Annotated in this window: 23 protein-coding genes and 4 tRNA genes; 17 read left to right on the top strand and 10 right to left on the bottom strand. The window is 66.6% G+C overall.

Annotated features, from left to right (window positions below; all coding sequences use genetic code 11):
• Positions 1-23: 23 nt before the first annotated feature.
• The 4 genes from FB459_RS16240 to FB459_RS16225 form a co-directional block, all read right to left on the bottom strand.
• Positions 24-476, bottom strand: a complete 453-nt coding sequence (locus tag FB459_RS16240) for a MaoC family dehydratase (RefSeq protein ID WP_129624559.1) — start codon at positions 474-476, stop codon at positions 24-26.
• Positions 477-479: 3 nt separating this feature from the next.
• A complete protein-coding gene (fabG, locus tag FB459_RS16235) occupies positions 480-1,235 on the bottom strand; it encodes a 3-oxoacyl-ACP reductase FabG (RefSeq protein ID WP_211345217.1) in 756 nt (251 codons plus the stop codon).
• A gap of 60 nt (positions 1,236-1,295) precedes the next feature.
• Positions 1,296-1,493, bottom strand: coding sequence for a hypothetical protein (locus FB459_RS16230; protein ID WP_141929226.1), 198 nt, complete (start codon positions 1,491-1,493; stop codon positions 1,296-1,298).
• 83 nt (positions 1,494-1,576) lie between these two features.
• Positions 1,577-2,722, bottom strand: coding sequence for an acyl-CoA dehydrogenase family protein (locus FB459_RS16225; protein WP_141929225.1), 1,146 nt, complete (start codon positions 2,720-2,722; stop codon positions 1,577-1,579).
• A 146-nt stretch (positions 2,723-2,868) separates the two neighbouring features.
• Here FB459_RS16225 and FB459_RS16220 point away from each other — a divergent pair, with 146 nt between their 5' ends.
• Positions 2,869-3,450: a TetR/AcrR family transcriptional regulator gene (locus FB459_RS16220; protein WP_129624556.1), complete on the top strand. Its 582-nt coding sequence runs from the start codon at positions 2,869-2,871 to the stop codon at positions 3,448-3,450.
• Between the two features lie 85 nt (positions 3,451-3,535).
• Here FB459_RS16220 and FB459_RS16215 read toward each other — a convergent pair whose 3' ends face one another.
• Positions 3,536-4,033: a YajQ family cyclic di-GMP-binding protein gene (locus tag FB459_RS16215; protein WP_129624555.1), complete on the bottom strand. Its 498-nt coding sequence runs from the start codon at positions 4,031-4,033 to the stop codon at positions 3,536-3,538.
• Between the two features lie 132 nt (positions 4,034-4,165).
• On the opposite strand from FB459_RS16215, the gene FB459_RS16210 reads away from it, so the two are divergent.
• The 4 genes from FB459_RS16210 (at position 4,166) to FB459_RS16195 (ending at position 7,840) form a co-directional block, all read left to right on the top strand.
• Positions 4,166-5,650 carry an amino acid permease gene (locus FB459_RS16210; RefSeq protein WP_275578163.1) on the top strand — a complete coding sequence of 495 codons (1,485 nt, stop codon included), beginning with the start codon at positions 4,166-4,168 and terminating at the stop codon, positions 5,648-5,650.
• A gap of 162 nt (positions 5,651-5,812) precedes the next feature.
• Positions 5,813-5,896 (top strand) — tRNA-Tyr (locus FB459_RS16205).
• A 64-nt stretch (positions 5,897-5,960) separates the two neighbouring features.
• Entirely contained in the window at positions 5,961-7,217 is a 1,257-nt protein-coding gene (locus tag FB459_RS16200; RefSeq protein ID WP_141929224.1) for a multidrug effflux MFS transporter, read from the top strand.
• Positions 7,214-7,840, top strand: a complete 627-nt coding sequence (locus tag FB459_RS16195) for an IMPACT family protein (protein ID WP_211345216.1) — start codon at positions 7,214-7,216, stop codon at positions 7,838-7,840. Before FB459_RS16200 ends, FB459_RS16195 begins: the two co-directional genes overlap by 4 nt.
• Positions 7,841-7,847: 7 nt before the next feature.
• Here the strand turns inward: FB459_RS16195 and FB459_RS16190 are convergent, their stop codons facing one another.
• A complete protein-coding gene (locus FB459_RS16190) occupies positions 7,848-8,216 on the bottom strand; it encodes a VOC family protein (protein ID WP_141929223.1) in 369 nt (122 codons plus the stop codon).
• A 320-nt stretch (positions 8,217-8,536) separates the two neighbouring features.
• Between FB459_RS16190 and FB459_RS16185 the strand changes: the two genes are divergently transcribed.
• A complete protein-coding gene (locus FB459_RS16185; protein WP_170221976.1) occupies positions 8,537-9,916 on the top strand; it encodes an MFS transporter in 1,380 nt (459 codons plus the stop codon).
• Positions 9,917-9,963: 47 nt separating this feature from the next.
• On the opposite strand, the gene FB459_RS16180 is transcribed toward FB459_RS16185, so the two are convergent.
• From FB459_RS16180 to FB459_RS16170, 3 genes are all read right to left on the bottom strand, one after another.
• Positions 9,964-11,481: an AAA family ATPase gene (locus FB459_RS16180; protein ID WP_141929221.1), complete on the bottom strand. Its 1,518-nt coding sequence runs from the start codon at positions 11,479-11,481 to the stop codon at positions 9,964-9,966.
• A 106-nt stretch (positions 11,482-11,587) separates the two neighbouring features.
• Positions 11,588-13,537 carry an acyl-CoA dehydrogenase family protein gene (locus tag FB459_RS16175; protein ID WP_141929220.1) on the bottom strand — a complete coding sequence of 650 codons (1,950 nt, stop codon included), beginning with the start codon at positions 13,535-13,537 and terminating at the stop codon, positions 11,588-11,590.
• A 28-nt stretch (positions 13,538-13,565) separates the two neighbouring features.
• Positions 13,566-14,261: a TetR/AcrR family transcriptional regulator gene (locus FB459_RS16170; protein WP_129624549.1), complete on the bottom strand. Its 696-nt coding sequence runs from the start codon at positions 14,259-14,261 to the stop codon at positions 13,566-13,568.
• A gap of 107 nt (positions 14,262-14,368) precedes the next feature.
• On the opposite strand from FB459_RS16170, the gene FB459_RS16165 reads away from it, so the two are divergent.
• The 9 genes from FB459_RS16165 to FB459_RS16125 all read left to right on the top strand — a co-directional run bounded on the left by FB459_RS16165 (position 14,369) and on the right by FB459_RS16125 (position 20,576).
• Positions 14,369-15,661 (top strand): acetyl-CoA C-acetyltransferase, encoded by a 1,293-nt coding sequence (locus tag FB459_RS16165; RefSeq protein ID WP_141929219.1) that lies wholly within the window; start codon positions 14,369-14,371, stop codon positions 15,659-15,661.
• Entirely contained in the window at positions 15,658-17,022 is a 1,365-nt protein-coding gene (locus tag FB459_RS16160) for a 3-oxoacyl-ACP reductase (protein ID WP_211345215.1), read from the top strand. Before FB459_RS16165 ends, FB459_RS16160 begins: the two co-directional genes overlap by 4 nt.
• Positions 17,023-17,026: 4 nt before the next feature.
• Positions 17,027-17,914 carry a MaoC family dehydratase gene (locus FB459_RS16155; RefSeq protein WP_141929218.1) on the top strand — a complete coding sequence of 296 codons (888 nt, stop codon included), beginning with the start codon at positions 17,027-17,029 and terminating at the stop codon, positions 17,912-17,914.
• An 80-nt stretch (positions 17,915-17,994) separates the two neighbouring features.
• A tRNA-Thr gene (locus FB459_RS16150) sits at positions 17,995-18,067 on the top strand.
• 51 nt (positions 18,068-18,118) lie between these two features.
• A tRNA-Met gene (locus tag FB459_RS16145) sits at positions 18,119-18,195 on the top strand.
• A 46-nt stretch (positions 18,196-18,241) separates the two neighbouring features.
• Entirely contained in the window at positions 18,242-18,412 is a 171-nt protein-coding gene (gene rpmG / locus FB459_RS16140; RefSeq protein ID WP_141929217.1) for a 50S ribosomal protein L33, read from the top strand.
• Between the two features lie 225 nt (positions 18,413-18,637).
• Positions 18,638-19,084 carry an FAS1-like dehydratase domain-containing protein gene (locus tag FB459_RS16135; RefSeq protein WP_141929216.1) on the top strand — a complete coding sequence of 149 codons (447 nt, stop codon included), beginning with the start codon at positions 18,638-18,640 and terminating at the stop codon, positions 19,082-19,084.
• Positions 19,084-19,503 carry a MaoC/PaaZ C-terminal domain-containing protein gene (locus tag FB459_RS16130; RefSeq protein ID WP_141929215.1) on the top strand — a complete coding sequence of 140 codons (420 nt, stop codon included), beginning with the start codon at positions 19,084-19,086 and terminating at the stop codon, positions 19,501-19,503. Before FB459_RS16135 ends, FB459_RS16130 begins: the two co-directional genes overlap by 1 nt.
• Positions 19,503-20,576 carry a UDP-N-acetylmuramate dehydrogenase gene (locus FB459_RS16125; protein WP_141929214.1) on the top strand — a complete coding sequence of 358 codons (1,074 nt, stop codon included), beginning with the start codon at positions 19,503-19,505 and terminating at the stop codon, positions 20,574-20,576. The genes FB459_RS16130 and FB459_RS16125 overlap by 1 nt, the downstream gene beginning before the upstream one ends.
• Before the next feature lie 87 nt (positions 20,577-20,663).
• Here FB459_RS16125 and FB459_RS16120 read toward each other — a convergent pair whose 3' ends face one another.
• Positions 20,664-21,725 carry an adenosine deaminase gene (locus tag FB459_RS16120; protein ID WP_141929213.1) on the bottom strand — a complete coding sequence of 354 codons (1,062 nt, stop codon included), beginning with the start codon at positions 21,723-21,725 and terminating at the stop codon, positions 20,664-20,666.
• Positions 21,726-21,862: 137 nt separating this feature from the next.
• Between FB459_RS16120 and FB459_RS16115 the strand changes: the two genes are divergently transcribed.
• A tRNA-Trp gene (locus FB459_RS16115) sits at positions 21,863-21,935 on the top strand.
• Between the two features lie 34 nt (positions 21,936-21,969).
• Entirely contained in the window at positions 21,970-22,215 is a 246-nt protein-coding gene (gene secE / locus FB459_RS16110; RefSeq protein WP_170221975.1) for a preprotein translocase subunit SecE, read from the top strand.
• Positions 22,216-22,222: the final 7 nt, after the last annotated feature.

The following is a 22,222-nucleotide window of genomic DNA, read 5'->3' as shown; positions in this document are numbered from 1 at the left end:
ACCGCCGTCGTGTTCGGCGAACGTCAGGGAACGATCACCGACAGCGTCTCCGCGACGCAGGCCGGCTTGTCCTGGCCCTCGATCTCGATGACGCACTTGGTCGTCACGGTGAAGCCCAGGGACGACGGTTCGACCGACACGATCTCGAAGCCGCCGCGCACCTTCGAACCCACCGGAACGGGGTTGGGGAAGCGCACCTTGTTCGAGCCGTAGTTGACGCCCATCTTCACGCCTTCGACCGTGTAGACCTCCCACGAGAGCATCGGCAACAGCGACAGCGTCATGTACCCGTGGACGATGGTGCCACCGAACGGTCCCGACTTCGCCTTCTCGACGTCGACGTGGATCCACTGGTGGTCACCGGTGGCCTCAGCGAACTGGTTGACCGCGTCTTGGGTGACTTCATGCCACTCGCTGTAGCCGAGGTGTTCGCCCACAGCGGCCTGGAGGTCTTCGATTCCGTTGAAAACACGCATGATTCAGTCCTTCGGTCCACCGGCGACGTACAGTACCTGGCCGCTGACGAAGCCCGCGTCCTCACGGCAGAAGAACGATGCCGCAGCAGCGATGTCGTCCGGACGGCCCACGCGCGCCACCGGGATCTGGGTGGCCGCGGCCTTCTGGAACTCATCGAAGTCCATGCCGACGCGCTCGGCCGTGGCCGCGGTCATATCGGTCACGATGAATCCCGGGGCGATGGCGTTGGCGGTGATGCCGAACTTGCCGAGTTCGATCGCGAGCGTCTTGGTGAAGCCCTGAAGACCGGCCTTGGCCGCGGCGTAGTTGGCCTGGCCGCGGTTGCCCAGTGCCGAGGTCGACGAGAGGTTCACCACGCGTCCGAACTTCGCCTCGGTCATGTACTTCTGGGTCGCGCGGGTCATCAGGAAGCTGCCGCGAAGGTGCACGTTCATGACGGTGTCCCAGTCGTCCGCGCTCATCTTGAACAGCAGGTTGTCGCGCAGCACGCCGGCGTTGTTGATCAGCCCGGTCGGCGCACCGAGTTCGGACGCGATGCGCTCGACGGCGGCGTTGACGGCCTCCTCGTTCGAGACATCGCAACCGACGGCGAGGGCCTCGCCGCCCGATTCCTTGATCTTGTCGACGACGTTCTGGCAGGCGGCCTCGTCGAGGTCGACCACGGCGACCTTGAAGCCGTCCGAGGCCAGGCGCTCGGCCACGGCTGCGCCGATTCCTCGGGCTGCTCCGGTCACGATCGCGGTGCGTGCTTCAGTCACTGCTGTTCCCTTCGTCGGATGCGCTCCTGGGTGGAGCCGAAAACATGTGATCAGTGTCTCTCATCGGGGCGTGACAAAGACGAAAGGTGCCGCGAACCGAGACGGTTCGCGGCACAGGCCGAGCAGGCCGGTGAGGCCGAGCAGACCCCGGAAAAGCAGCTGCATGACGACGAGGTTGGTCTTGTCGCTGTCGTCGACCTCTGCGGGTGTGCCGGTCCGCGTTTGCTCGGTGGTAGCAAACGAAGGTGGCCACCCCATCGGGTGGCCACCTTCGTAATGGTGGGCTCGCTCCTCAGAGACGCTGTCCAGCATCTTGGGTCACGCTCCGCTCCGGCTGGCGCTCAGAGGCCGAGGTCGCGCCCGATGAGCTCCTTCATGATCTCGTTCGAGCCGGCCCAGATCTTCGTCACGCGGGCGTCGCGCCAGGCGCGGGCCACGCGGTACTCGTTCATGAAGCCGTATCCACCGTGCAACTGGACGCACTCGTCCAGCACCTTGTTCTGCACCTCGGCGGAGAACCACTTGGCCTTCGCCGCGTCGATCGGGGTCAGCTTGCCCTCCGCATGGGCGGCGATGCAGTCGTCGACGTACGCCTCGGTCACCTCGATCTGGGTGACCAGCTCGGCGATCTTGAACTTGTTGTGCTGGAAGGAACCGATCGACTGTCCGAACGCCTTGCGCTCCTTGGTGTACTCGATCGTCTCCAGCAGAATCTGCTTGGCGTGCGCGGTGTTCGACACGGCAGCTCCGACGCGTTCCTGCGGCAGGCGCTGCATCATCGAGATGAAGCCCATGCCCTCCTCGCCGATGCGGTTGGCGTCGGGCACGCGGACGTTCTCGAAGAACAGCTCGGACGTGTCGGACTCGACCTGGCCGACCTTGTCCAGCTTGTTGCCCTTGGTGAAGCCGGGCATGTCGGCCTCGAGCATGAACAGCGTGATGCCCTTCGAACCCCTGCTCGGGTCGGTGCGGACGGCGACGATCGCGATGTCGCACTGGTGGCCGTTGGTGATGAAGGTCTTGGAGCCGTTGATGATCCAGTCGTTGCCGTCGCGAACACCGGTGGTCTTCAGTGCGGCAAGGTCGGAACCGCCGGAGGGCTCGGTCATGCCGATCGCGCAGATCAGGTCGCCGGCAGCCATTGCCGGCAACCACTTCTGCTTCTGCTCCTGCGTGCCCAGGTCGACCAGGTAGGGCGGGCAGACATCGGAGTGGATGCCGAAGCAGCTGGAGACGGCGGCATTGAAGGCGGCGATCTCCTCGGCGGCGACCGCATTGAATCGGTAGTCGTCCGCGCCGGCCCCGCCGAACTCCTCGGGGATGTCGAGGCCGAGCAGGCCCTGGCGGCCGGCTTCCTTCCAGATGTCCCGTGGAATCACCTTCTGCTCGAGCATCTCCTCGGCACGCGGCTTGAGGGTGCGGTCGACGAATTCGCGGACGGAGGCGCGGAAGGCCTCGTGGTCCTCGGTGTAGACGTTGCGGGGCATGGCGTACTTCCTTATACACAGGCGGCTCGGGAGCGCTGACTAAGCGCTTGCTTAGCGTCTCATTCCGGTGAATCCTCGTCAATGAGTGGGGCGCACCCTGTGCGGCGAGCGCGTAGGGTTTGGCCGGCGACAAGGAGCTGCAGCGGATGACTGTCGACACGACGACAACGCGTGACCGGTTACTCGATGCTGCTCGGATCTCTTTTGCCCGCAAGGGATTTCACGGGACGACAACGCGTGACATCGCGTCCGCCGCCGGCTTGTCGCCGGCCGGCGTCTACGTACACCACCGCAGCAAAGAGGCGATGCTGTTCGAGATCAGTCGGGCCGGGCACGAACGGATCACCGATCGTGTGGAGGCGGCAGCGGGTGCCGACGGCGACGCCCGGACGCGGCTGCGCGCGATCGTCCACGAACTCGTCCTCACCCACGCGATCGATCACGAGACGGCCCGCGTCGTGAACTACGAACTCGAAGCACTCACGCCCGAGCACCGCGAGGTCATCGAGCGTCTGCGCGGACGCATCCAGCACAGTCTGCGCCGCACCGTCCAGGACGGAGTCGACGCCGGTGTGTTCAGCATCGACCAGGTGGGTATGACCGCCAACGCGATCAGCGGGATGTGCGTGGACGTCGCGCGTTGGTACGAGGCGGACGCGCGGTGGACGCCGGAGCGCATCGCCGACCATTTCGCCGACATCGCACTGCGGATGGTCAGTTCGTCCTGACCGAAGTCAGCGCAGAAACAAGGAGGGTTTTGCTCCGCGAGAAGGAGACTTTCCCTTCTCGCGGAGCAACTGTCTCCTCGCTGAGTCAGCGGTAGTTCGTGTATTGCAGCGCGACGTCCAGGTCGGACGCCTTGAGCAGGCGCTGCACTTCCTGCAGGTCATCGCGTGACTTGCTGCTGACCTTGAGTTCGTCGCCCTCGATGCGTGCCTTGACCGACTTCGGGCCTTCGTCACGGATGATCTTGCTGATCTTCTTCGCGTTCTCCTGCGACAGGCCCTCCTTGAGAGTGCCCTCGAGTCGGTAGATCTTGCCGAACAGCTTCGGCTCGCCGTCGTTGCTGAGCTCGATCGACTTCAGTGACACGCCCCGCTTGACCAGCTTGGTCTGAAACACGTCGAGCACGGCCAGGCAGCGCTCGGTCGCGTTCGCCTCGATCAGGATCTTCTCGCCCGACCACTCGAGTTTGGCGTCGACGTTCTTGAAGTCGTACCGCGTCGAGATCTCCTTGGCGGCCTGGGTCAGAGCGTTGCTGACCTCCTGCTTGTCGACCTTGCTGACGATGTCGAACGATGAGTCGGCCATGGCGGGCTCCTTCGGGTCGGGGCAGTCGTGATCGGCACCGAGCGTACGCGGACGCCTGGTGGTCGTGCAGGCCCGTCGGCCGCCTCGATCCGATACCGTGCTGCGGGCCACCACAACCGAGAGGCTCCGCTCTTGTCAGACAAGACCACGGCCGTCAACGAGCAGGAAAGCAAGCACGGTCACACCGACGACCTGCATCGCGGACTCAAGGCGCGTCACCTGAACATGATCGCCATCGGCGGTGCGATCGGCACCGGTCTGTTTCTCGCGTCCGGTGGCACGATCAGCGAAGCCGGCCCGGGTGGCGCGCTGCTGGCGTACGCCCTCATCGGACTCATGGTCTTCATGCTGATGCAGAGTCTGGGGGAGATGTCGACCTTCCTGCCGGTGGCCGACTCGTTCCAAGCGTACGGCACCCGCTTCGTCTCGCCGTCCTTCGGCTTCGCGCAGGGCTGGAACTACTGGTTCAACTGGGCGATCACCGTCGCGGCCGAACTCGTCGCCGCCGCACTGGTGATGAAGTACTGGCTGCCGGACGTGCCCTCGTGGGTGTGGTCGGCCGTCTTCTTGGCGATTCTGTTCGGACTCAACGCTTTTCACGTGAAGGCGTTCGGCGAGAGCGAGTTCATCTTCTCCGCGATCAAGGTCATCACTGTGATCGTGTTCCTCGGTATCGGCCTGCTGATGATCCTCGGTGTCATGGGTGGCGACTCGCCCGGATTCTCCAACTGGACGCGTGGTGAGGCGCCTTTCGTCGGCGGTATCGGCGGCATCCTCGCGATCTTCATGATCGCCGGCTTCTCGTTCCAGGGCACCGAGATGGTGGCTGTCGCCTCCGGTGAGGCGGAGAACCCCGAGAAGACGATCCCGAAGGCGATCCGCGCGGTGTTCTGGCGGATCCTGCTGTTCTACATCGGTGCGATCGCGATCATCGGCTTCCTCATTCCCTACACCGACAAGCGACTGCTGTCGGCGTCGGAGAACGAGGACATCACCATCGCCCCGTTCACGCTCGTCTTCGACCAGGCCGGCATCGCGTTCGCGGCCGCCGTGATGAACGCGGTAATCCTCACCGCGATCCTGTCCGCCGGTAACTCCGGTCTCTACGTCTCCAGCCGCATGCTGTTCGGCCTGGCGCGCGACGGCAAAGCACCGGCAATCTTCGGTCGGCTCAACAAGCGGGGCATCCCGATGCCGGCTCTGCTCGCGACCACGGCGATCGGTGGACTCTGTTTCATCACCAGTCTCGCCGGTGACGGCGTCGCCTACACCTGGCTGGTGAACGCGTCCGGACTCGCGGGCTTCATCACCTGGTGCGGAATCGCCTGGAGCCACTACAAGTTCCGCCGTGCGTACGTGGCCCAGGGTGGCGACGTGAACGACCTGCCGTTCAAGGCGCTGTGGTTCCCGCTCGGCCCGGTGCTCGCCCTCGGCATGTGTGTGCTCGTCATCATCGGTCAGAACTACGAGGCCTGGCTGACCTCGACGCCCGACATGAAGGGACTGCTGTCCTCCTACCTGGGCCTGCCGTTGTTCCTGGCTCTCTGGTGGGGGCACAAGCTGGCCACCAAGGCACCCAAGGTGAAGCCGGAAGATGCGGATCTCTCCCGCCACTGACCTGGACGGGTTGGTGGCTGAGTGCGGAGTTGGTGGCCGAATCGGGAGTTGGAACTGCGCCGATGGCCACCGACTCAGGCGGTGGCCACCAACTGCTCACCACGACGTCCGGATCCGATTGGCTCGGACGCGGGCGGATTGCTACCCTTACACGCGCACTACGCCAGGTTGCCCGAGCGGCCAATGGGAGCGGACTGTAAATCCGTCGCGAAAGCTTCGAAGGTTCGAATCCTTCACCTGGCACCACGTGCAGAAGGCCCCGGCTCCGTCCGGGGCCTTCGCCTTTTTCGAACCAGCATTGGGAGTGGACGTGGAGCGGGCGACGAAGGGCAGCATCTGGTTGCTGCTGGTCGTGTTGGCGGCGTTGTCGATGCTCGGCCCGTTCTCGATCGACACCCCTTTCCCGGCGTTCAGCAGGATGGGGCGCGAGTTCTCCGTCAGCACCGACGACATGCAGTTGGTCGTGACCGCCTACATGCTCGCTTTCGCATTGATGAGTCCCTTCCACGGGCCCATCTCGGACGCGGTCGGTCGCCGCCCGGTCATGCTCGCCGGCCTGTCGATGTACGCCGTCGCGTCGGTCGGTTGTGCCCTCTCGACCAGCTTGCCGATGCTGCTCGGTTTCCGTGTGTTGCAAGGGCTTTCGGCCGGTGGGGGAGTGATCGTCTCTCGTGCCGTGATCCGCGACATGTTCGAGGGCGCCGAGGCGCAGCGGCTGATGAGCCGAGTCACGATGATCTTCGGTGTGGCCCCGGCCGTCGCGCCGATCGTGGGTGGCTGGTTGCTGACGATGGGGTCGTGGCGCGCGATCTTCTACTTCCTGGTGGGCGTCGCTGTCGTGCTGATGGCGTTGGTGATCTTCATACTGCCGGAGTCGCACCCGCGTGAGCGGCGGACGGCGTTCACCCCCTCGGCGATCTTCGGCGGGCTGGTGGAAGCCGGACGTTCGCCTGCCTTTCACCGGGTGTCCTGGGCCGCATCGCTGAGCTTCGCCGGCCAGTTCCTCTACATCGGCGCCGCGCCGATCTTCGTGATGGACCTGCTCGGCAAGGGCGAGCAGGACTTCTGGATGTTCTTCGTGCCGATGATCTCAGGGGTCGTGCTCGGTTCGTGGATCAGTTCGCGAACGAGTGGCCACGTCACGATCAACCGATTGGTCAGTGCCGCAATGGCATTCGCGTTGTTCGGCGCACTCGTGAACCTGGCGTTCGCGGTCATCCCGGCGACCCAGGGTCTGCCCTACGCGGTCATCGGCCCGGCCCTGATCGCAGTGGGAACCGGCGCGTCCTACCCGGCACTGCAACTGACCCTGCTCGACATGTTTCCCGGCAGCCGCGGGGCGACGGTGTCCCTGTTCACTTTCTTCACCCTGGTGCTGAACGGCTCCATGGCGGGGTTCGTCGCACCACACGTCACGGGCTCGTTCGCGCAGATGGCCCTCATGGCGCTCGCTCTGGAGATCGTCGCGGTCTTGTTCTGGATGAGCCACCTGCGCCACAGGCCGGGCGCGGGAGGCAAGCTGATGCGCCCCAAGGTGCATCCCGTTCCGACTCCGTCGGGCCAGTGAGCAGCTACCTGACTCTCCCCTCGCGCACCGACCGGGTGGCCGAGATCGAGATCAAGCGCTCCCGCTTCCTCGCGGTGGTCCGCCGGGTGGGCGACGAGGACGCCGCCCGCGCATTGGTGGCCGACCTGCGCAGGAAGCACCACGACGCCCGACATCACTGCAGCGCATTCATCCTCGGGCCGACACCCTCTATCGAGCGGTCGAACGACGACGGCGAGCCTGCCGGTACTGCGGGTGGCCCGATGCTCGACGTGCTGCGTGGACGCGAACTCAGCGACGTCGCAGCGGTTGTCGTCCGATGGTTCGGCGGCACGCTGCTCGGAGCCGGCGGTCTCGTCCGCGCGTACGGCGATGCGGTCGCGGCGGCGCTCGACGGTGCACCGCTCGTCCGGCGGGCTCAGGACGACCTTTTCGACCTGTCGGTCTCCCATGCGGACGCCGGCAAGGTCGAGTCGGATCTGCGGGCCCGGGGCGTCGGTGTTCTCGGCGTCGACTACCTCGACCGGGCGTTGCTGCACCTGGCCGGAGACCTCGACGACCTGGCTCCCGCGGTCGCCGAGATCACCTCGGGCGCAGGCATATTGCAACCGGCCGGCACACGTTGGGTGGACCGCCCGACGTGACAGGCACTCAGCTGCCGGCGTCGGTGACACCCTCGTAGAGTCCGACATCGTTGCCGTCGGGGTCACGGAAGATCGCCCACCAACTCGTGTCGGAGATGGGGTTCTTCTCCATCACGACCTCGCCGCCGGTCTCCTTCACCTTCGCGAGGGTCTGCTCGATCGAGTCGACCTCGACGTACGAGCGCGGCTGGGTGAAACCGTCACTGCGAGGCGCGAGGCCGCCGCCGCTGATCTTGTTGGGTGCCTGCCACATCGGGTAGCCCTCGTAGCCGGGCACTTCCGCGATCTGCCAGCCGAAGAGGTTGCCGTAGAACTCCGAGGCCTTCTTCGTGTCGGCCACCGGGATGTCGATGTGCGTGATGTCGCCGTGGGGCATGTCGATCCCTCCGCTGAATGGACGCGCCGGTCGGCGACGCCCGAGCCTGCCGGTCCAAGGGTACGCGCTCCTTGCTGCGCCCGCTCTCATCATCGGTTCGTCGGTGATGCTGTTGTCCGGCGCGGACGCAGACGGTCAGGGCGGGAGCGTCCGGAACGCCTGGATGGTGCCGGTGGAAGTTCGCGTTCGGCTGCCCGCTCTCGATCTACCTTTGCGCGTGTGCCCTGCGCGCACTGCTTCACCAAGACCGTCCGCTATATCCGTAGTCGATGAAGGCGGTCGCACTGACGGCCGCTGCACGGCCGGTCTACGGTGCTTCGGTGTCCACCTCGCTGCGCCTGACCGATCGCGCCGGACGACGGCTGCTCGCGACCGCTGTGACTGGTTCCGGGCTCGTGTTCCTCGACGGCACGGTCGCCAATGTCGCGCTCCCGCGGATCGGCACCGAGCTCGACGCCGAACTCGCCGGACTGCAGTGGGTGGTCAACGGCTACACGCTGGCGCTCGCCTCGCTCATCCTGGTCGGCGGGTCGCTGGGTGACCGACTCGGACGCAAACGTGTCTTCGGCTGGGGCACAGTCGGATTCGCGCTGGCGTCCGTCCTGGTGGCTGTTGCGCCGACGATCGAACTGCTGGTTGCCGCGCGCGTACTCCAAGGCGTGGCCGCAGCGCTTCTGACGCCCGGGAGTCTGGCGCTGCTGCAAGCCGGCTTCCATCCGGACGATCGGATGAAAGCCATCGGCGCCTGGACCGGGATGCTCGGCGTCGCCACCGCGGGCGGTCCGGTGCTCGGCGGCTGGCTGGTCGGGATCGACTGGCGCATCGCCTTCTGGATCAACCTGCCGATCGCGGCGCTCGTGCTCTGGCTGCTACGTACTGCTCCGGAATCCAGGGACGCCGAAGCCGCCGGCCGGTACGACGTCGCCGGTCTGCTGCTGGCACCGATCGCGCTCGCCGGAATCACCTGGGCGCTGACGGCATGGCCGGGGCAGGGCGCTCCCGCCGCAGCGGTGGTGGGTGTGGTCGCGGGGGTCGCGTTCGTGGTGGCGCAGCGGCACGCGTCCCACCCGATGACGCCGCCGAAGTTGTTCGCCAGTCGGGTGTTCACGGTGATCAACCTCGTCACGTTGTTCGTCTACGCGGCGCTCGCGGGAAGCATGTTCTTCCTCGCCGTCTACCTGCAGGTGACCGCCGGGTGGACGCCGCTCGAAGCCGGGGCCGCGACCGTTCCGGTGTCGGTCGTGATGCTGTTCCTCGCCTCCTGGTTCGGCGGGTACGCCACCAGGCACGGAGCTCGGACGCCGATGGTCGCCGGCGCCCTGGTGCTCGCCGCCGGACTCGCACTGCTCGCCCTCGCCCCCGACCGACCGAACTTTCTGCTGCACATCCTCCCCGGCGTCCTGCTGCAGGGCTTCGGACTGTCGATGTTGGTCGCGCCACTCACCGGCACGGTGCTCGCCGCCGTTCCCGACAGCCGGTCCGGGGTCGCGTCCGGCATCAACAACGCGGTCTCGCGGACCGCGGGGCTCCTCGCGATCGCGGCGCTGCCACTCCTGGTCGGACTGTCCGGGGACGATTACCGCATCCCGCACCAGGTGGCGGACGCCTACCGCGCGTCGATGTGGTGGTGCGCCGGGTGGGTGCTCGTCGGCGCTGCACTGACGTTCGTCGGCTTGCGTCCGGACAGGCAGCGCCGATGACGGATCCCGGCCGCTGTTGCGACCGGGATCCTTTACTACGGGTGTAGTCAGCAGTCACTGTCGGGCGCGTAGGCGAACCAACCTGCACCGCCCGGCTCTCCACCGAACCGTGCACGACCGTCGAGGTTCTGGACGCCGGGGAAGTGCTCCTCCTGGACCTCGTCGTCGGAGTCGCGGATGTGCTCGTCACCGGCTCCGAGCAACGCACGGGTGACACCCTGGGAGGAGTCGAGCAGATCCGCCAGCGCGGATCGGACGTCGTCGGCAGAGACGGACGGCAAGGACGAATCCCGCTGTGCTGCAGTCAGAACACTGCGGCGAACGAGCTCCTTCAGGAAAGAAGCGGTGACGCCCTCGGTCGCTTCGCTGACCTCGTCCGCAAGTTTCGTCGTCACTTCCAGCGGTGCGTTCGCGGCATACAGGCGGAACAGTTGGGCGCGGGCCTGCGCGTCCGGACGGTCGATGTGCACCGCCACGTCGATACGTCCGGGACGCGCGACAAGCGCTTCTTCGAGAACTTCCACGCGGTTGGTCGTGAGCAGGAACATCAGGTCGCTGTCCGCGGCGGCGCCGTCCATCGCGTCGAGGAGTTCGAACAGGATGGGATTGTCGCCCGAGCCGAACGAGCGGTCCCTCGCGACCAGGTCGACGTCCTCCAGGACGACGACCGCCGGGGCGAGTTTGCGGGCCATTTCCGTCGCCGGGCCGATCCCGTGCAGTGCCGCACCCTGCAGCAACAACCGCGTGTACCGGGGCAGCCGGCCGAGCAGGTAGCGGACGGTGTGCGTCTTGCCGGTGCCGGGCGGGCCGTACAGCAGGATGCCGCGCTTGAGGTGTTGGCCGGCCCGGCGCAGCGCCGCACTGTGTGCTGCCACGTCGAGAGCCTGACCCTCGATCCGGCTCAGGATGTCGTCCGGGAGGATCAGTTGCTCACGGTCCATCGGTGTCGGGTCGAGGAAGCCCAACCGGATTCCGCCCATCGGCTGGGCGTGTGCCTGCACCAGCTGTCCGCGGTAGACGTTCAGTTCGTCGCGCAGGGCGTCGAGGGACGCGAACACGGCCTGCGCCTTCGCGACCGAAAGTCCCGCGATCTCCAGTTCGAGCACCGGCTCGTGCTCACCGGTCGTCACGAACAGTGCGTAATCGCCGTCGGCGTCGCTCACGAGCAGCAACGCCCGGGTGAAACACGCCCGGGTGCTCGAAGGGCCGTCCGGCAGGTCGGTCATCGCCGGGGCCACGAGTTGAACCGGTGAACCGGTACCGGTGATGAGACCGGTGAGGTCTGCCGACCCGTGGTGCTTCGGCACGAAGATGCCGTGCACGTCGACCGTTCGTCCGTCCTGCCTCATCCACGCGTCCAACGCGACCTGCAGATTGACCTGCTCCATGAGCGGCAGATTGCGGCTGACGACCGACTGCGCGGCGCCGTCGCCGAGGCGCTGCTGCAGCATTCGTTGGATCTCGGTACGCGACTCGGTGGCGGCTCCGTTCTGGTGGACCCATTTCATGAATCGGTTTGCGTTCGTTGCCAGTTCGCGCATCGCGCGATCGTTGTCCCCCGTCATGGAAACACACTAGTGAGCGGCTCGGGTTCCTGCCGAGCAGTTTCGGCGACGGGTATGGAACGGGGGACGGGACCGTCCGGTCCCGTCCCCCGTCATCGACGAATGCTCAGGCGTAGCTGGTGGTCTGCTCGCCGGTGGCGATCGGGGCGGTGATGAGTTCTTCGGGAATGCCCATGCCGTCGACGAGGGTGTGCACGTGCGGACGCAGCTCCTTGCACAGGTCGTTGACCGCGGAGGTCACCGCGCGCGATCGGACGGTGTTGAGGCGTCCGTGCTCGAGGAACCATGCCTTGTCGTCCTCGATCGAGGACAGGGCGTAGAGCGAGAGCACCTGGGCCATGAGGTCCTTCGCCTCGCCGTCGGGCATCTGCTCCATCGACTCCAGCGCGTCCTCGAGGATGCACCGGTCGATGTGCGCGCGGGCTGCGAACAGCACGTGGTCCTGGGCGTCGTTGAACAGCTCGAAACCGTTCTCCTTGTTCGCTCGGCGCAGCCGCTTGCCGACGGTCTCGAGCGCGTGGTCGGCGCGCTGCTCGAACATCGACAGGTGCCAGCCGGAGTCGTCCATCGCGGACTCGTGACCCCGACCCTTGGCGATGTCACGCAGGCGCTGGATGCCGGCGCGGCCGGCGGTGCGCTCGACGAGGCCCTCGGCGACCTGCTTGGTGACCAGACCGGCGAGCTCGGCCATCGCGAGGTCGCCGAACATCTCCTTGTACTCGGTCAGCAGACCCTTGGCGACCAACTGCAGCAGCACGGTGTTGTCGCCCTCGAAGGTCGCGAAGACGTCCACGTCGGCCCGGGCCTGGGTGAGCTGGTTCTCGGAGATGAAACCGGCGCCACCACAGGCTTCGCGCGCCGCCTGCAGCGCGTCGACCGCGTGCCAGGTGCTGATCGCCTTGAGGCCGGCCGCGCGGGTTTCCAGCTCGCGGATATCTTCCTTCGCCGGCGCATCACCGTCGGCGCGGGTGTCACCGTGCAGTTCCTGCAGCGACTCGGTGATCGCGTTCTGCGCGAAGCTCAACGCGTACGCCTTGGCCAGGCGCGGGAACAGCTTGCGCTGGTGGGCCAGGTAGTCCAGGACGACGATCTCCTGGTCGTGGCCCGGCGCCTCGAACTGGCGGCGTCGTGCGCCGTACCGCAGCGCGATCGCCAAGCCCTTCTTCGCGGCGCTCGCGGCCCCGCCACCCACGCAGATGCGTCCGCGAACCAGGGTGCCGATCGTGGTGAAGAAGCGGGCATTCTCGTTCTCGATGTCGGACTGGTAGTTGCCCTCGTCGTCGATGTCGGCGAACTTGTTGAGCAGCGCCGAGCGGGGGATGCGGACGTTGTCGAACGCGAACGTGCCGTTGTCGACTCCGGGTAGGCCGCCCTTGACACCGTTGTCCTCGATCGTGACGCCGTCGACGACCTTGCCGGATTCGTCACGCACGTCCATCAGCACGGCATGGACGCCGTGCCCGACGAACTCATTGTTTGCGGGAGTGAGCAGTTGACCGAAGACGACAGCCATCCGGGCGTCCTTGGCGGCGTTGCCGATGTAGGTCTTGACCGAACTCGGGGTGGGGGAGTTGACGACGAGCTCGTTCGTCTCGGGGTCGAAGGTGATCGTGGTCTCCAGGCGCTGGACGTTGGAGCCGTGGCCGATCTCGGTCATCGCGAACGAGCCGAGGATCTTTGCGTCCATGATGTCGGTGAGCACCTCGTCGTGGTGGCGCTCGGTGCCCAGGCGCGACACCGCGCCGCCGAACAGGCCGAACTGGACGCCGAGTTTCACCAGCAACGACAGGTCGCCGTAACCCTGCATCTCGAACAGTGCGCACGATGCGCCGTAGTCGTAGGTGCCGCCGTACGCCTCCGGGAAGCCCACCCGGCCATGGCCCAGCGACGCCAACCGAACCAGCTGACTGGTCACCCGATCACGCTGAGCCTCAATGGATTCCCCGGGCGTGCCGAGCAGCATGTCGGGTTCGATCTGGTCGCGGAAGTCCTGCCGGACCTGCTGCCACGGACCGTCGAGGGCCTTGCGCAGTTCGAGTGCGATCGGGTCGTTCATGAAAGTGCTCCGTTCATTTCGAGGAGTCTCAGAGGGAAGACTTGGGGGCGGTGTCTTGCGGGGAGCCGAGGACGCCGGCAAGTCCGACGGACGCGAATTCGGCGAGGTGCTGGACGACGTCCGCCCGAGGGGGACGATCGGGGTCGGCGAGCCAGCGGTCAGCTGCTTCCCGCACGTAGCCGACAAGGGCGTGACCCCAGGTCGCGGCGGGGGCCGGGTCGCGATCAGCCGCGATCAATGCGGCGGAGAAGATCTCTGACAGGCGGCCCGCGATGGCGTCGGTCAGGCCGGCGACGGGGTCGGAGTCGGCGTCCAGATCGACCAGCGGACGCCGGACGACGAAGCGGTAGAGCTCCGGGTCGCTCTCGACGAGTGAGAGATAGCTGTCGATCACTGCGACGAGCACGGCATGCGGGTCACTGCTGCGCAGGGACGCCGGATCGTCGAGGTCGACACCGGTCGAGATGGCCTTGTCGAAGTCGTTGAGGATCAGCGAGTCGACCGCTTCGACGACGGCGAGATAGAGCCCGAGCCGGTCGCCCAGGTGGCGGTAGATGACGGTCTTGGAGGTGCCGGCGGTCGCTGCGATCTCGTCCATGCCCACGGTCGCACCGTGCTTGCGGATCGCTTTGATCGCCGATTCGACCAATTGACGACGCCGCTGGACGCGGTGCGTGGTCCAGCGGGTGTCGCGGCCGTCGAGGCGCTCGGTGTGCGAACTCATGATGCTTCGACAGTATCCGAAACTCGGCGTACCTGCTACTGTCGGTATCGGTAAATTTAGGCGAGTTCGACACTCGCCTCCTCGATCGAACCACGGGAGAGTCCTCCATGAGCCTCACCGCAGGCCCGCGTGACGTTTTCGTCCTCGGCGGCAACCGCATTCCGTTCGCCCGCTCGGGCGGCAAGTACCTGAAGGCCTCCAACCAGGACATGCTGACCGCCGTCATCGACGGCCTTGTCGCACGTTTCGGTCTGGGTGGCGAGCGCCTCGGTGAGGTCGCTGCCGGCGCCGTCATCAAGCACTCGCGCGACTTCAACCTGACCCGCGAGTGCGTGCTCGGTTCGCACCTCGACCCGACCACCCCTGCGTACGACGTCCAGCAGGCGTGCGGCACCGGTCTCCAGGCAGTTGTGTTGGTGGCCAACAAGATTGCGCTCGGTCAGATCGACTCCGGCATCGCCGGTGGTACCGACACCACCTCCGACGCACCGCTCGCGCTGAACGACAACCTGCGCAAGACGCTGATGAAGGCCAACTACGCCAAGACCCCGCAGCAGCGCATCCAGGCGCTGCTCAAGGTGCGCCCCAACCAGCTGACTCCGGAGCAGCCGAAGAACGGTGAGCCGCGTACCGGTCTGTCGATGGGTGACCACATGGCGATCACCGCCAAGGAGTGGGGCATCAGCCGCGAGGCGCAGGACGAACTGACGGTCAAGAGCCACCAGAACCTCGCCGCCGCCTACGACCGCGGGTTCTTCGACGACCTGGTCACCCCCTACCTCGGCGTCACTCGCGACAACAACCTGCGTCCGGACTCCTCGGTCGAGAAGCTCGCCACCCTCAAGCCGGTGTTCGGCAAGGGCGAGGGGGCCACCATGACCGCCGGTAACTCCACCCCTCTCACCGACGGTGCGTCCGCGGTGCTGCTGGGTTCGAAGGACTGGGCGGCCGAGCACAAGCTCACGCCGCTGGCGCGGTTCGTCGACGCAGAGACCGCTGCGGTCGACTACGTGCACGGCAACGAGGGTCTGCTGATGGCTCCGCCGTACGCCATCGCGCGACTGCTCGAGCGCAACAACCTCGCCCTTCAGGACTTCGACTTCTACGAGATCCACGAGGCGTTCGCGTCCACCGTGCTGTGCCACCTGGCCGCCATGGAGGACCCGGAGTTCTGCAAGAACAAGCTCGGTCTCGACACCCCGCTGGGTTCGATCGACCGCAGCAAGCTCAATGTCAACGGTTCGTCGCTCGCGGCCGGCCACCCCTTCGCCGCCACCGGCGGACGCATCGTCGCCTCGCTGGCGAAGATGCTGCACGAGAAGGGGGAGGGCCGCGGCCTGATCTCCATCTGCGCTGCCGGTGGCCAGGGCGTCGTCGCGATTCTGGAGGCTGCCAAGTGAGCGGTATCGACGGTTACACCAAGTTCGTGAACGGCGGGTTCGGCAAGAAGATCGCCGGCACCGTGGGCCTACCGCAGCCGACCGTGTTGCGCCGCTACGCGGTCGGGCAGCAACTGATCGAGGGCCCGGCCGCGATCGCCGGCATCGGCGATGCTCCGGCGCTCGACGCCGTCCGCTCCGTCCTTTCGGATGCGGGTGCGAATCTCGTTGATGCGCAGTCCGACTCGGAGTACAACGAGAAGCTGTCGGCGGTCGTGTTCGACGCCACTGCGGCCCGCACGCTCGACCAGCTCCAGCAGCTGCGTGCCACCGTCGGACCGGCGATGAAGAAGCTCGGCAAGAACGGTCGCATTGTCGTCCTGTCCGCCGTGCCCGCCGAGGAGACCGACGTCGAAGCAGCGGCCACTCAGCAGGCGCTCGAAGGCATCACCCGCAGCCTGGGCAAGGAGATGCGGGCCGGCGGCACCGCCAACCTCCTGCGCATCAGCCAGGACGCGCCCGACGAAGCTCTGGAGGGGCCGCTGCGGTTCTTCCTGTCCAGCCGTTCGGCCTATGTGTCCGGTCAGCCCGTCACGATCGGCGCCGGCGACGTGCCCACGATCGCTGATGTCCACGTCCCGCTCAAGGGTGAGGTCGCGGTGATCACCGGCGCTGCTCGCGGTATCGGCGCGGAGATCGCCAAGGTCTTCGCTCGTGCGGGCGCGAAGGTGATCGCGGTCGACATCCCGGCCGCGGGCGATTCGCTTGCGAAGGTCGCCAATTCCATCGGTGCGGTTGCGCTCCAACTCGACATCACCGCGCCGGATGCCGGTGAGCGCATCGCCAAGGCCGTGGCTCAGCACGCCGACAAACTGGACGTCATCGTCCACAACGCCGGCATCACCCGCGACAAGTTGTTCGTCAACACTGACGAAAACCGCTGGGGCTCAGTGCTGGACGTCAACCTGCAGTCGCAGTTCCGGATGAACAGGGTGCTGCTCGACCCCTCCGTCCAGGGTGGGCTCAAGGACGGCGGCCGCATCGTCTCCGTCGCATCCATCAGTGGCATCGGCGGCAACCGCGGCCAGTCGAACTACGCCGCGTCGAAGGCCGGTGTCATCGGAATGGTGCGCCAACTCGCCAAGGAGCTCGAGGGACGCAACATCACCGTCAATGCCGTCGCCCCCGGCTTCATCGAGACCGAGATGACCGCGAAGATCCCGATGGGGACCCGCGAGGTCGGCCGACGCCTCAACTCCCTGCTCCAGGGTGGCCAACCCGTCGACGTGGGCGAGGCCATCGCCTTCTTCGCCGAGCCCGCATCCGCCGGTGTCACCGGTCAGGTGCTGCGGGTCTGCGGCCAGTCCCAGCTGGGAGCATGAGTCCATGACGCGCACCATCGAGCTCGACGCCACGCCGACCCTCGGGCCGGTGCTGGCGAAGGCCGCGGCCACCGGGTTCGCCCGCAAGGGCCGCACGCTGCCTGACGTCCGCGTCGTCCAGCGCGGGGTGAAGGTCGACCAGGGCGCGCTCGCCGCCTACGACCAGGTGTGCGGCTTCCCGGTCACACACCTGCTGCCGGCGACCTACCTGCACGTGCTGGTGTTCCCGCTGCAGGTCACGCTCATGGCGGACAAGGAGTTCCCCTTCCCGCTGATGGGCAGCGTGCACCTGTCCAACACGATCACCCAGCACCGTCGGGTCGGAGCCCTCGAGGTGCTCGACCTGGAGGTGGGCATCGAGAACCTCCGCCCACACTTCCGCGGCGCGCAGGCCGACCTCGTGTCCACGATCAAAGTGGGGGACGAGGTCGTCTGGGCCGAGACGTCCACCTACCTGTTCCGCGGGCAGAAAGTTCCGGGCGAGGTGCCGTCGAAGTCGGACGAGCCGGAGCCGGCCGACGGAGCGGGCGTCACCTGGGCGCTGACTGCCGACCTGGGACGCCGCTACGCCGCCGTCTCCGGTGACGTGAACCCGATCCACATGCACCCGTTGGCCGCGAAGGCGTTGGGCTTCCCGACGACCATCGTCCACGGCATGTGGAGCAAGTCGAAGATGCTCGCCGCCGTCGAGAACCGGCTGCCGGAGAAGTACACCGTCAGCGTCGAGTTCAAGAAGCCGGTGCTCATCCCCGGCAAGGTCCGTTTCATCGCGGACGAGGCCGAGAACGGCTGGGATCTGGTGCTTCGCGCGGCCCGCAAGGACACCGTGCACGCCGTCGGATCAGTGGTCGTGGAACACATCGGGGAGCACGGGCCCGACTCGATTTCGTGAATCGAAGAGGTGTCCGGTAACCTCTTCGCTGCGCTACCGAACGGTTCGAAACGCAAGGTTTCGACGGTCGGTGGAGGCAGGCCCCTATAGCTCAGTCGGTAGAGCGTCTCCATGGTAAGGAGAAGGTCAACGGTTCGATTCCGTTTGGGGGCTCTGGTCCACGTCAGGGCCTGGAATGATTTTCAGGCGAGACGTGTTCCCCAAGGCGGGGTAGCTCAGCTGGTTAGAGCGCACGACTCATAATCGTGAGGTCGCGGGATCGAGCCCCGCTCCCGCTACCAATCCCAAGTAGTACCCACATTCATCGTTTCGAGAGCAGGTTGCCCCGTGGCTAGCAAGAGCGCAGACATCCGTCCCAAGATCACCTTGGCGTGCGTGGATTGCAAGGAGCGCAACTACATCACCAAGAAGAACCGCCGCAACAACCCCGACCGGGTCGAGCTGGCCAAGTTCTGCCCGCGCTGCGGCAAGCACACCGCGCACCGCGAGACGCGCTGATTGCATCTGCGGCTCCTTCGCAGTTCGAGCCCCTGACAGGCCACTTCGTTCCTGTCAGGGGCTCGATGCGTCCCGCCGCGTGTGCCCTCCGCGGGAGTCGTCCAGGTGCCACCACCACGCCTTGCGTAACTCCTCGGCAGCCGAAGCGGCCGGCCCATCCGGGTCCGGCCGCATTTGTTTCATCTGCGCTCGGGGCCGTCGGCTGCGCCGGATAGGCTCGCGGTCATGCCGGTCAACCCAGAAGTCGAGGGCCGTACCTACCCGAAGATTCCGACGTATGTCGTGTCCCGGGTGAAGGTGGCCGAGTTCGCCGCCGCCGTCGGCGCCAAGGACCCCGTCCACACCGATGTCGAGCACGCCCGTTCGCTCGGCTACTCCGACGTCGTCGCGCCGCCGACCTTCGCGGTCATCGTGGCGCAGCAGGCCGAAGCCGCCGCGATCACCGACCCCGAGGCCGGCATCGATTTCAGCCGATTGGTTCATGGCGAAGAAGGCTTCACCCATCACCGCCCGTTGGTGGCCGGTGACGAGATCACCGCTGCAACGACCGTCGACCGGGTGCGGTCGGCGGGCGGGCACTCGATGGTGACCTTGAAGACCGCGATCACCACGACCGAGGGTGACCCCGTCTGCGACGTGAACTGTGTCGTCGTGATTCGAGGTGAAGCGTGATGCCGCAGATTTCCGAACTCGCCGTCGGCGACTCGATAGGCAGCACCGAGATCGCCGTCGACCGCGCGACCTTCGTCCGTTACGCCGGCGCGTCCGGTGACTTCAACCCGATCCACTGGGACGAGAAGTTCGCGACCTCGGTCGGCCTGCCGAGCGTGATCGGCCACGGCATGTGGACGATGGGCGCCGCGGTCTCGCTGGTCGGCGAATGGGTGGGCGACCCGGGACGAGTCGTCGAGTACGGAGTGCGCTTCAGCGCACCGGTCGTCGTCGAGTACGACTCGGCCACCCCGCTCGCGGTGACCGGCACGATCAAGAAGATCGACGGCGACCGCGTCACGGTCGAACTCACTGCCACCCAGGGCGGGACGAAGGTGCTCAGCCGCGCGCTGGCCACCGTCGACCTGAGCGAGCGCTGATGCAGGAGGCACACGACGTCGCGCTCGCGACGCTCACCACCATGCGCGTCGGTGGGCCGGCGCGCCGGCTGGTCACTGCGGAATCCATCGACGACATCGTCGATGCCGTGCGTGAGGTCGACGACGCCGACGAACCCCTCCTCATCGTCTCGGGGGGCTCGAACCTCGTGATCAGCGACGACGGTTTCGCCGGCACGGTCGTCCACATCGCCAACAGCGGTATCCAGGTCGAGTCGAGCGACTCCTGTGGGGGCGCGATGGTGCGGGTCGCAGCGGGGGAGAACTGGGACGAGTTCGTCGCGCGTGCGTGCGCCGAGGGCTGGTCGGGCATCGAAGCGCTCTCCGGCATTCCCGGTCTGGCCGGCGCGACGCCGGTGCAGAACGTCGGCGCGTACGGACAAGAGGTCGCGCAGACGATCGCCCAGGTGCGCACTTTCGACCGCGACACCCAGCAGATCCGCACCTTCACCAACCAGCGCTGCGACTTCACCTACCGGCACTCTGTCTTCAAGCAGACCGGACGCTTCGTCGTCCTCGACGTGCTCTTCCAGTTGACGGTTGCCGACCTGTCGCAGCCGGTCGCGTACGCCGACCTGGCCGCCCAGCTCGGGGTCGACCAGGGCGCTCGGGTGTCGCTCGCCGATGCACGCGAGGCCGTGCTGGCCCAGCGCCGCAAGCGCGGCATGGTGCTGGACACGTCCGATCACGACACCTGGTCCTGCGGTTCGTTCTTCACCAACCCGATCCTGTCCCCGAAACGGTTCGCGGACCTGGAGAAGCGCGCCGCAGAGCGGCTCGGTGCCGACGGCCCGAAGCCGCCGCAGTTCCCGGCCCCCGACGGCATGGTCAAGACGAGCGCGGCATGGCTGATCGACAAGGGCGGCTTCGGCAAGGGCTTCGGGATGCCCGGCCCCGCTGCGCTGTCGACCAAGCACACGCTCGCGGTGACCAACCGCGGGAAGGCGACTGCTCACGACGTCGCCGAGTTGGCACGCGCGGTGCGCGACGGCGTCCGGGAGGCGTTCGGCGTGGAACTGGTCAACGAACCCGTCTTCGTCGGCCACGACCTCTGACTCGAGAGTCCGCAGAACTGGCGCGTCAACGCGGCCACCTTGCGGACATTCAGGAGCGGGTGTCCGCAGAACGCGCGGGTCAGCGTGTCAGTTCTGCGGACTTTCGGTGAGCCAGGCGTCGACCTCGGCGAACATCTCGCGCTTGCTGTCGTCCGGTGCGAATGATGCGCGGATCGAGTGCCGGGCGAGTTCGGCGAGTTCCTCGTCACTGAAGCCGTGCACCGTCCGAGCCGTCTCGTACTGCGCGGCGAGCCGGTTGTCGAACAGCAGTGGGTCGTCGGCCCCGAGCGCGATGGTCGCGCCCGCGTCGAACAATTGGCGAAGCGGCACGTCCTCGGGGCGGGAGTAGACGCCGAGGGCGAGGTTCGATCCCGGGCACACCTCGAGTGCGATGTCGTTGTCGAGCACCCGCTCCAGCACCACGTCCGATTCCGCTGCCCGGACGCCGTGACCCAGCCGCTGCGGGCCGAGTGAGTCGATGGTCTCGCTGATCGCCTGCGGTCCGAGAAGCTCGCCGGAATGGGGTACGGACGCCAAGCCGCCGGCATGGGCGATGCGGAACGCCGGGGCGAAGTCCTCGGTGTTGCCGCGGCGCTCGTCGTTGGAAAGACCGAATGCCAGGACGTCGCCGGCGTGCTGCACGGCCAGGCGGGCAAGGGTCCGGGCGTCGTAGGGGTGCTTGATGCGGGACGCGGCCACCAGCACTCCGACGCCGATCCCGAGATCGCTCGAGGCGGCCTTGGCCTCGTCGATGACGATCTCGAGCATCGGCGTGATGCCACCGACGAAACCGGCGTACGAGGTCGGGTCGACCTGGATCTCCAACCATTTCGAGCCCTCGGCAGCGTCGTCCTGCGCAGCCTCCCGGACGATGCGTCGCATGTCCTGCTCGTCGCGAACGCACGCGCGGGCGGCGTCGTACAGTCGCTGGAACCGGAACCAGCCGCGATCGTCCACCCCGGACAGCTGAGGCGGGTAGTCACGGGTGAGTGCGTTCGGCAGCCGCAGACCGTGCTTGTCGGCCATCTCGCGCACCGTCTCGATGCGCATCGAGCCGGTGAAATGCAGGTGCAGATGCGCCTTCGGCAACGTGAGCAGCGAGCGTCCGCGAGTGGTGTCGTCCGTCGTCGCATCCTTCGTTGCAGCCATGGCGGAACGCTAGTGGCCGAGCCGGGTTGGCTTCCGTAGCGGGGTCTGACGTAGACTCGTCCTTCGGTTGACTGTCAGCCACGCTCAGTCGTGTCCGCAGGCGGCCACCCGGTCAGGATTTCCAACATCCCGACCACAGGGCACTAGCTCAATTGGTAGAGCACCGGTCTCCAAAACCGGGGGTTGGGGGTTCGAGTCCCTCGTGCCCTGCGCATACGTGATCGATCAGGAGAGAGGCGACACCGTGGCCGACACGAGCACCGCGAGCGCTCGCGACACGGAGCAGTCCTCCAAGGGATTCTTCGGTCGGATTCTGTTGTACATCCGGCAGGTCCTCGCCGAGATCCGCAAGGTGGTCCGTCCCACCCGCGACGAACTCACCCAGTACACCATCGTGGTACTGGCTTTCATCGTGTTCATTATGTTGTTCGTCCTCGGCCTCGACTGGGTCTTCAGCCGTGCCGTGTCGTTCGTCTTTGGCACCAGCTGACCCGCCG

This window comes from Yimella lutea (assembly GCF_006715095.1).
Taxonomy (GTDB): Bacteria; Actinomycetota; Actinomycetes; order Actinomycetales; family Dermatophilaceae; genus Yimella; species Yimella lutea.
This window is presented reverse-complemented; position numbering and strand designations above follow the sequence as displayed.

Excerpts from the sequence above, each read along its gene's own strand:
- FB459_RS16190 (WP_141929223.1), bottom strand. The coding sequence starts at position 8,216 with ATGCCCCACGGCGACATCACGCACATCGACATCCCGGTGGCCGACACG.
- FB459_RS16215 (WP_129624555.1), bottom strand. The coding sequence starts at position 4,033 with ATGGCCGACTCATCGTTCGACATCGTCAGCAAGGTCGACAAGCAGGAG.
- FB459_RS16135 (WP_141929216.1), top strand. The coding sequence starts at position 18,638 with ATGCCGGTCAACCCAGAAGTCGAGGGCCGTACCTACCCGAAGATTCCG.
- FB459_RS16175 (WP_141929220.1), bottom strand. The coding sequence starts at position 13,537 with ATGAACGACCCGATCGCACTCGAACTGCGCAAGGCCCTCGACGGTCCG.
- FB459_RS16225 (WP_141929225.1), bottom strand. The coding sequence starts at position 2,722 with ATGCCCCGCAACGTCTACACCGAGGACCACGAGGCCTTCCGCGCCTCC.
- FB459_RS16120 (WP_141929213.1), bottom strand. The coding sequence starts at position 21,725 with ATGGCTGCAACGAAGGATGCGACGACGGACGACACCACTCGCGGACGC.
- FB459_RS16170 (WP_129624549.1), bottom strand. The coding sequence starts at position 14,261 with ATGAGTTCGCACACCGAGCGCCTCGACGGCCGCGACACCCGCTGGACC.
- FB459_RS16180 (WP_141929221.1), bottom strand. The coding sequence starts at position 11,481 with ATGACGGGGGACAACGATCGCGCGATGCGCGAACTGGCAACGAACGCA.
- FB459_RS16240 (WP_129624559.1), bottom strand. The coding sequence starts at position 476 with ATGCGTGTTTTCAACGGAATCGAAGACCTCCAGGCCGCTGTGGGCGAA.
- FB459_RS16125 (WP_141929214.1), top strand. The coding sequence starts at position 19,503 with ATGCAGGAGGCACACGACGTCGCGCTCGCGACGCTCACCACCATGCGC.
- FB459_RS16165 (WP_141929219.1), top strand. The coding sequence starts at position 14,369 with ATGAGCCTCACCGCAGGCCCGCGTGACGTTTTCGTCCTCGGCGGCAAC.
- FB459_RS16130 (WP_141929215.1), top strand. The coding sequence starts at position 19,084 with ATGCCGCAGATTTCCGAACTCGCCGTCGGCGACTCGATAGGCAGCACC.
- FB459_RS16155 (WP_141929218.1), top strand. The coding sequence starts at position 17,027 with ATGACGCGCACCATCGAGCTCGACGCCACGCCGACCCTCGGGCCGGTG.
- FB459_RS16230 (WP_141929226.1), bottom strand. The coding sequence starts at position 1,493 with ATGGGGTGGCCACCTTCGTTTGCTACCACCGAGCAAACGCGGACCGGC.
- FB459_RS16220 (WP_129624556.1), top strand. The coding sequence starts at position 2,869 with ATGACTGTCGACACGACGACAACGCGTGACCGGTTACTCGATGCTGCT.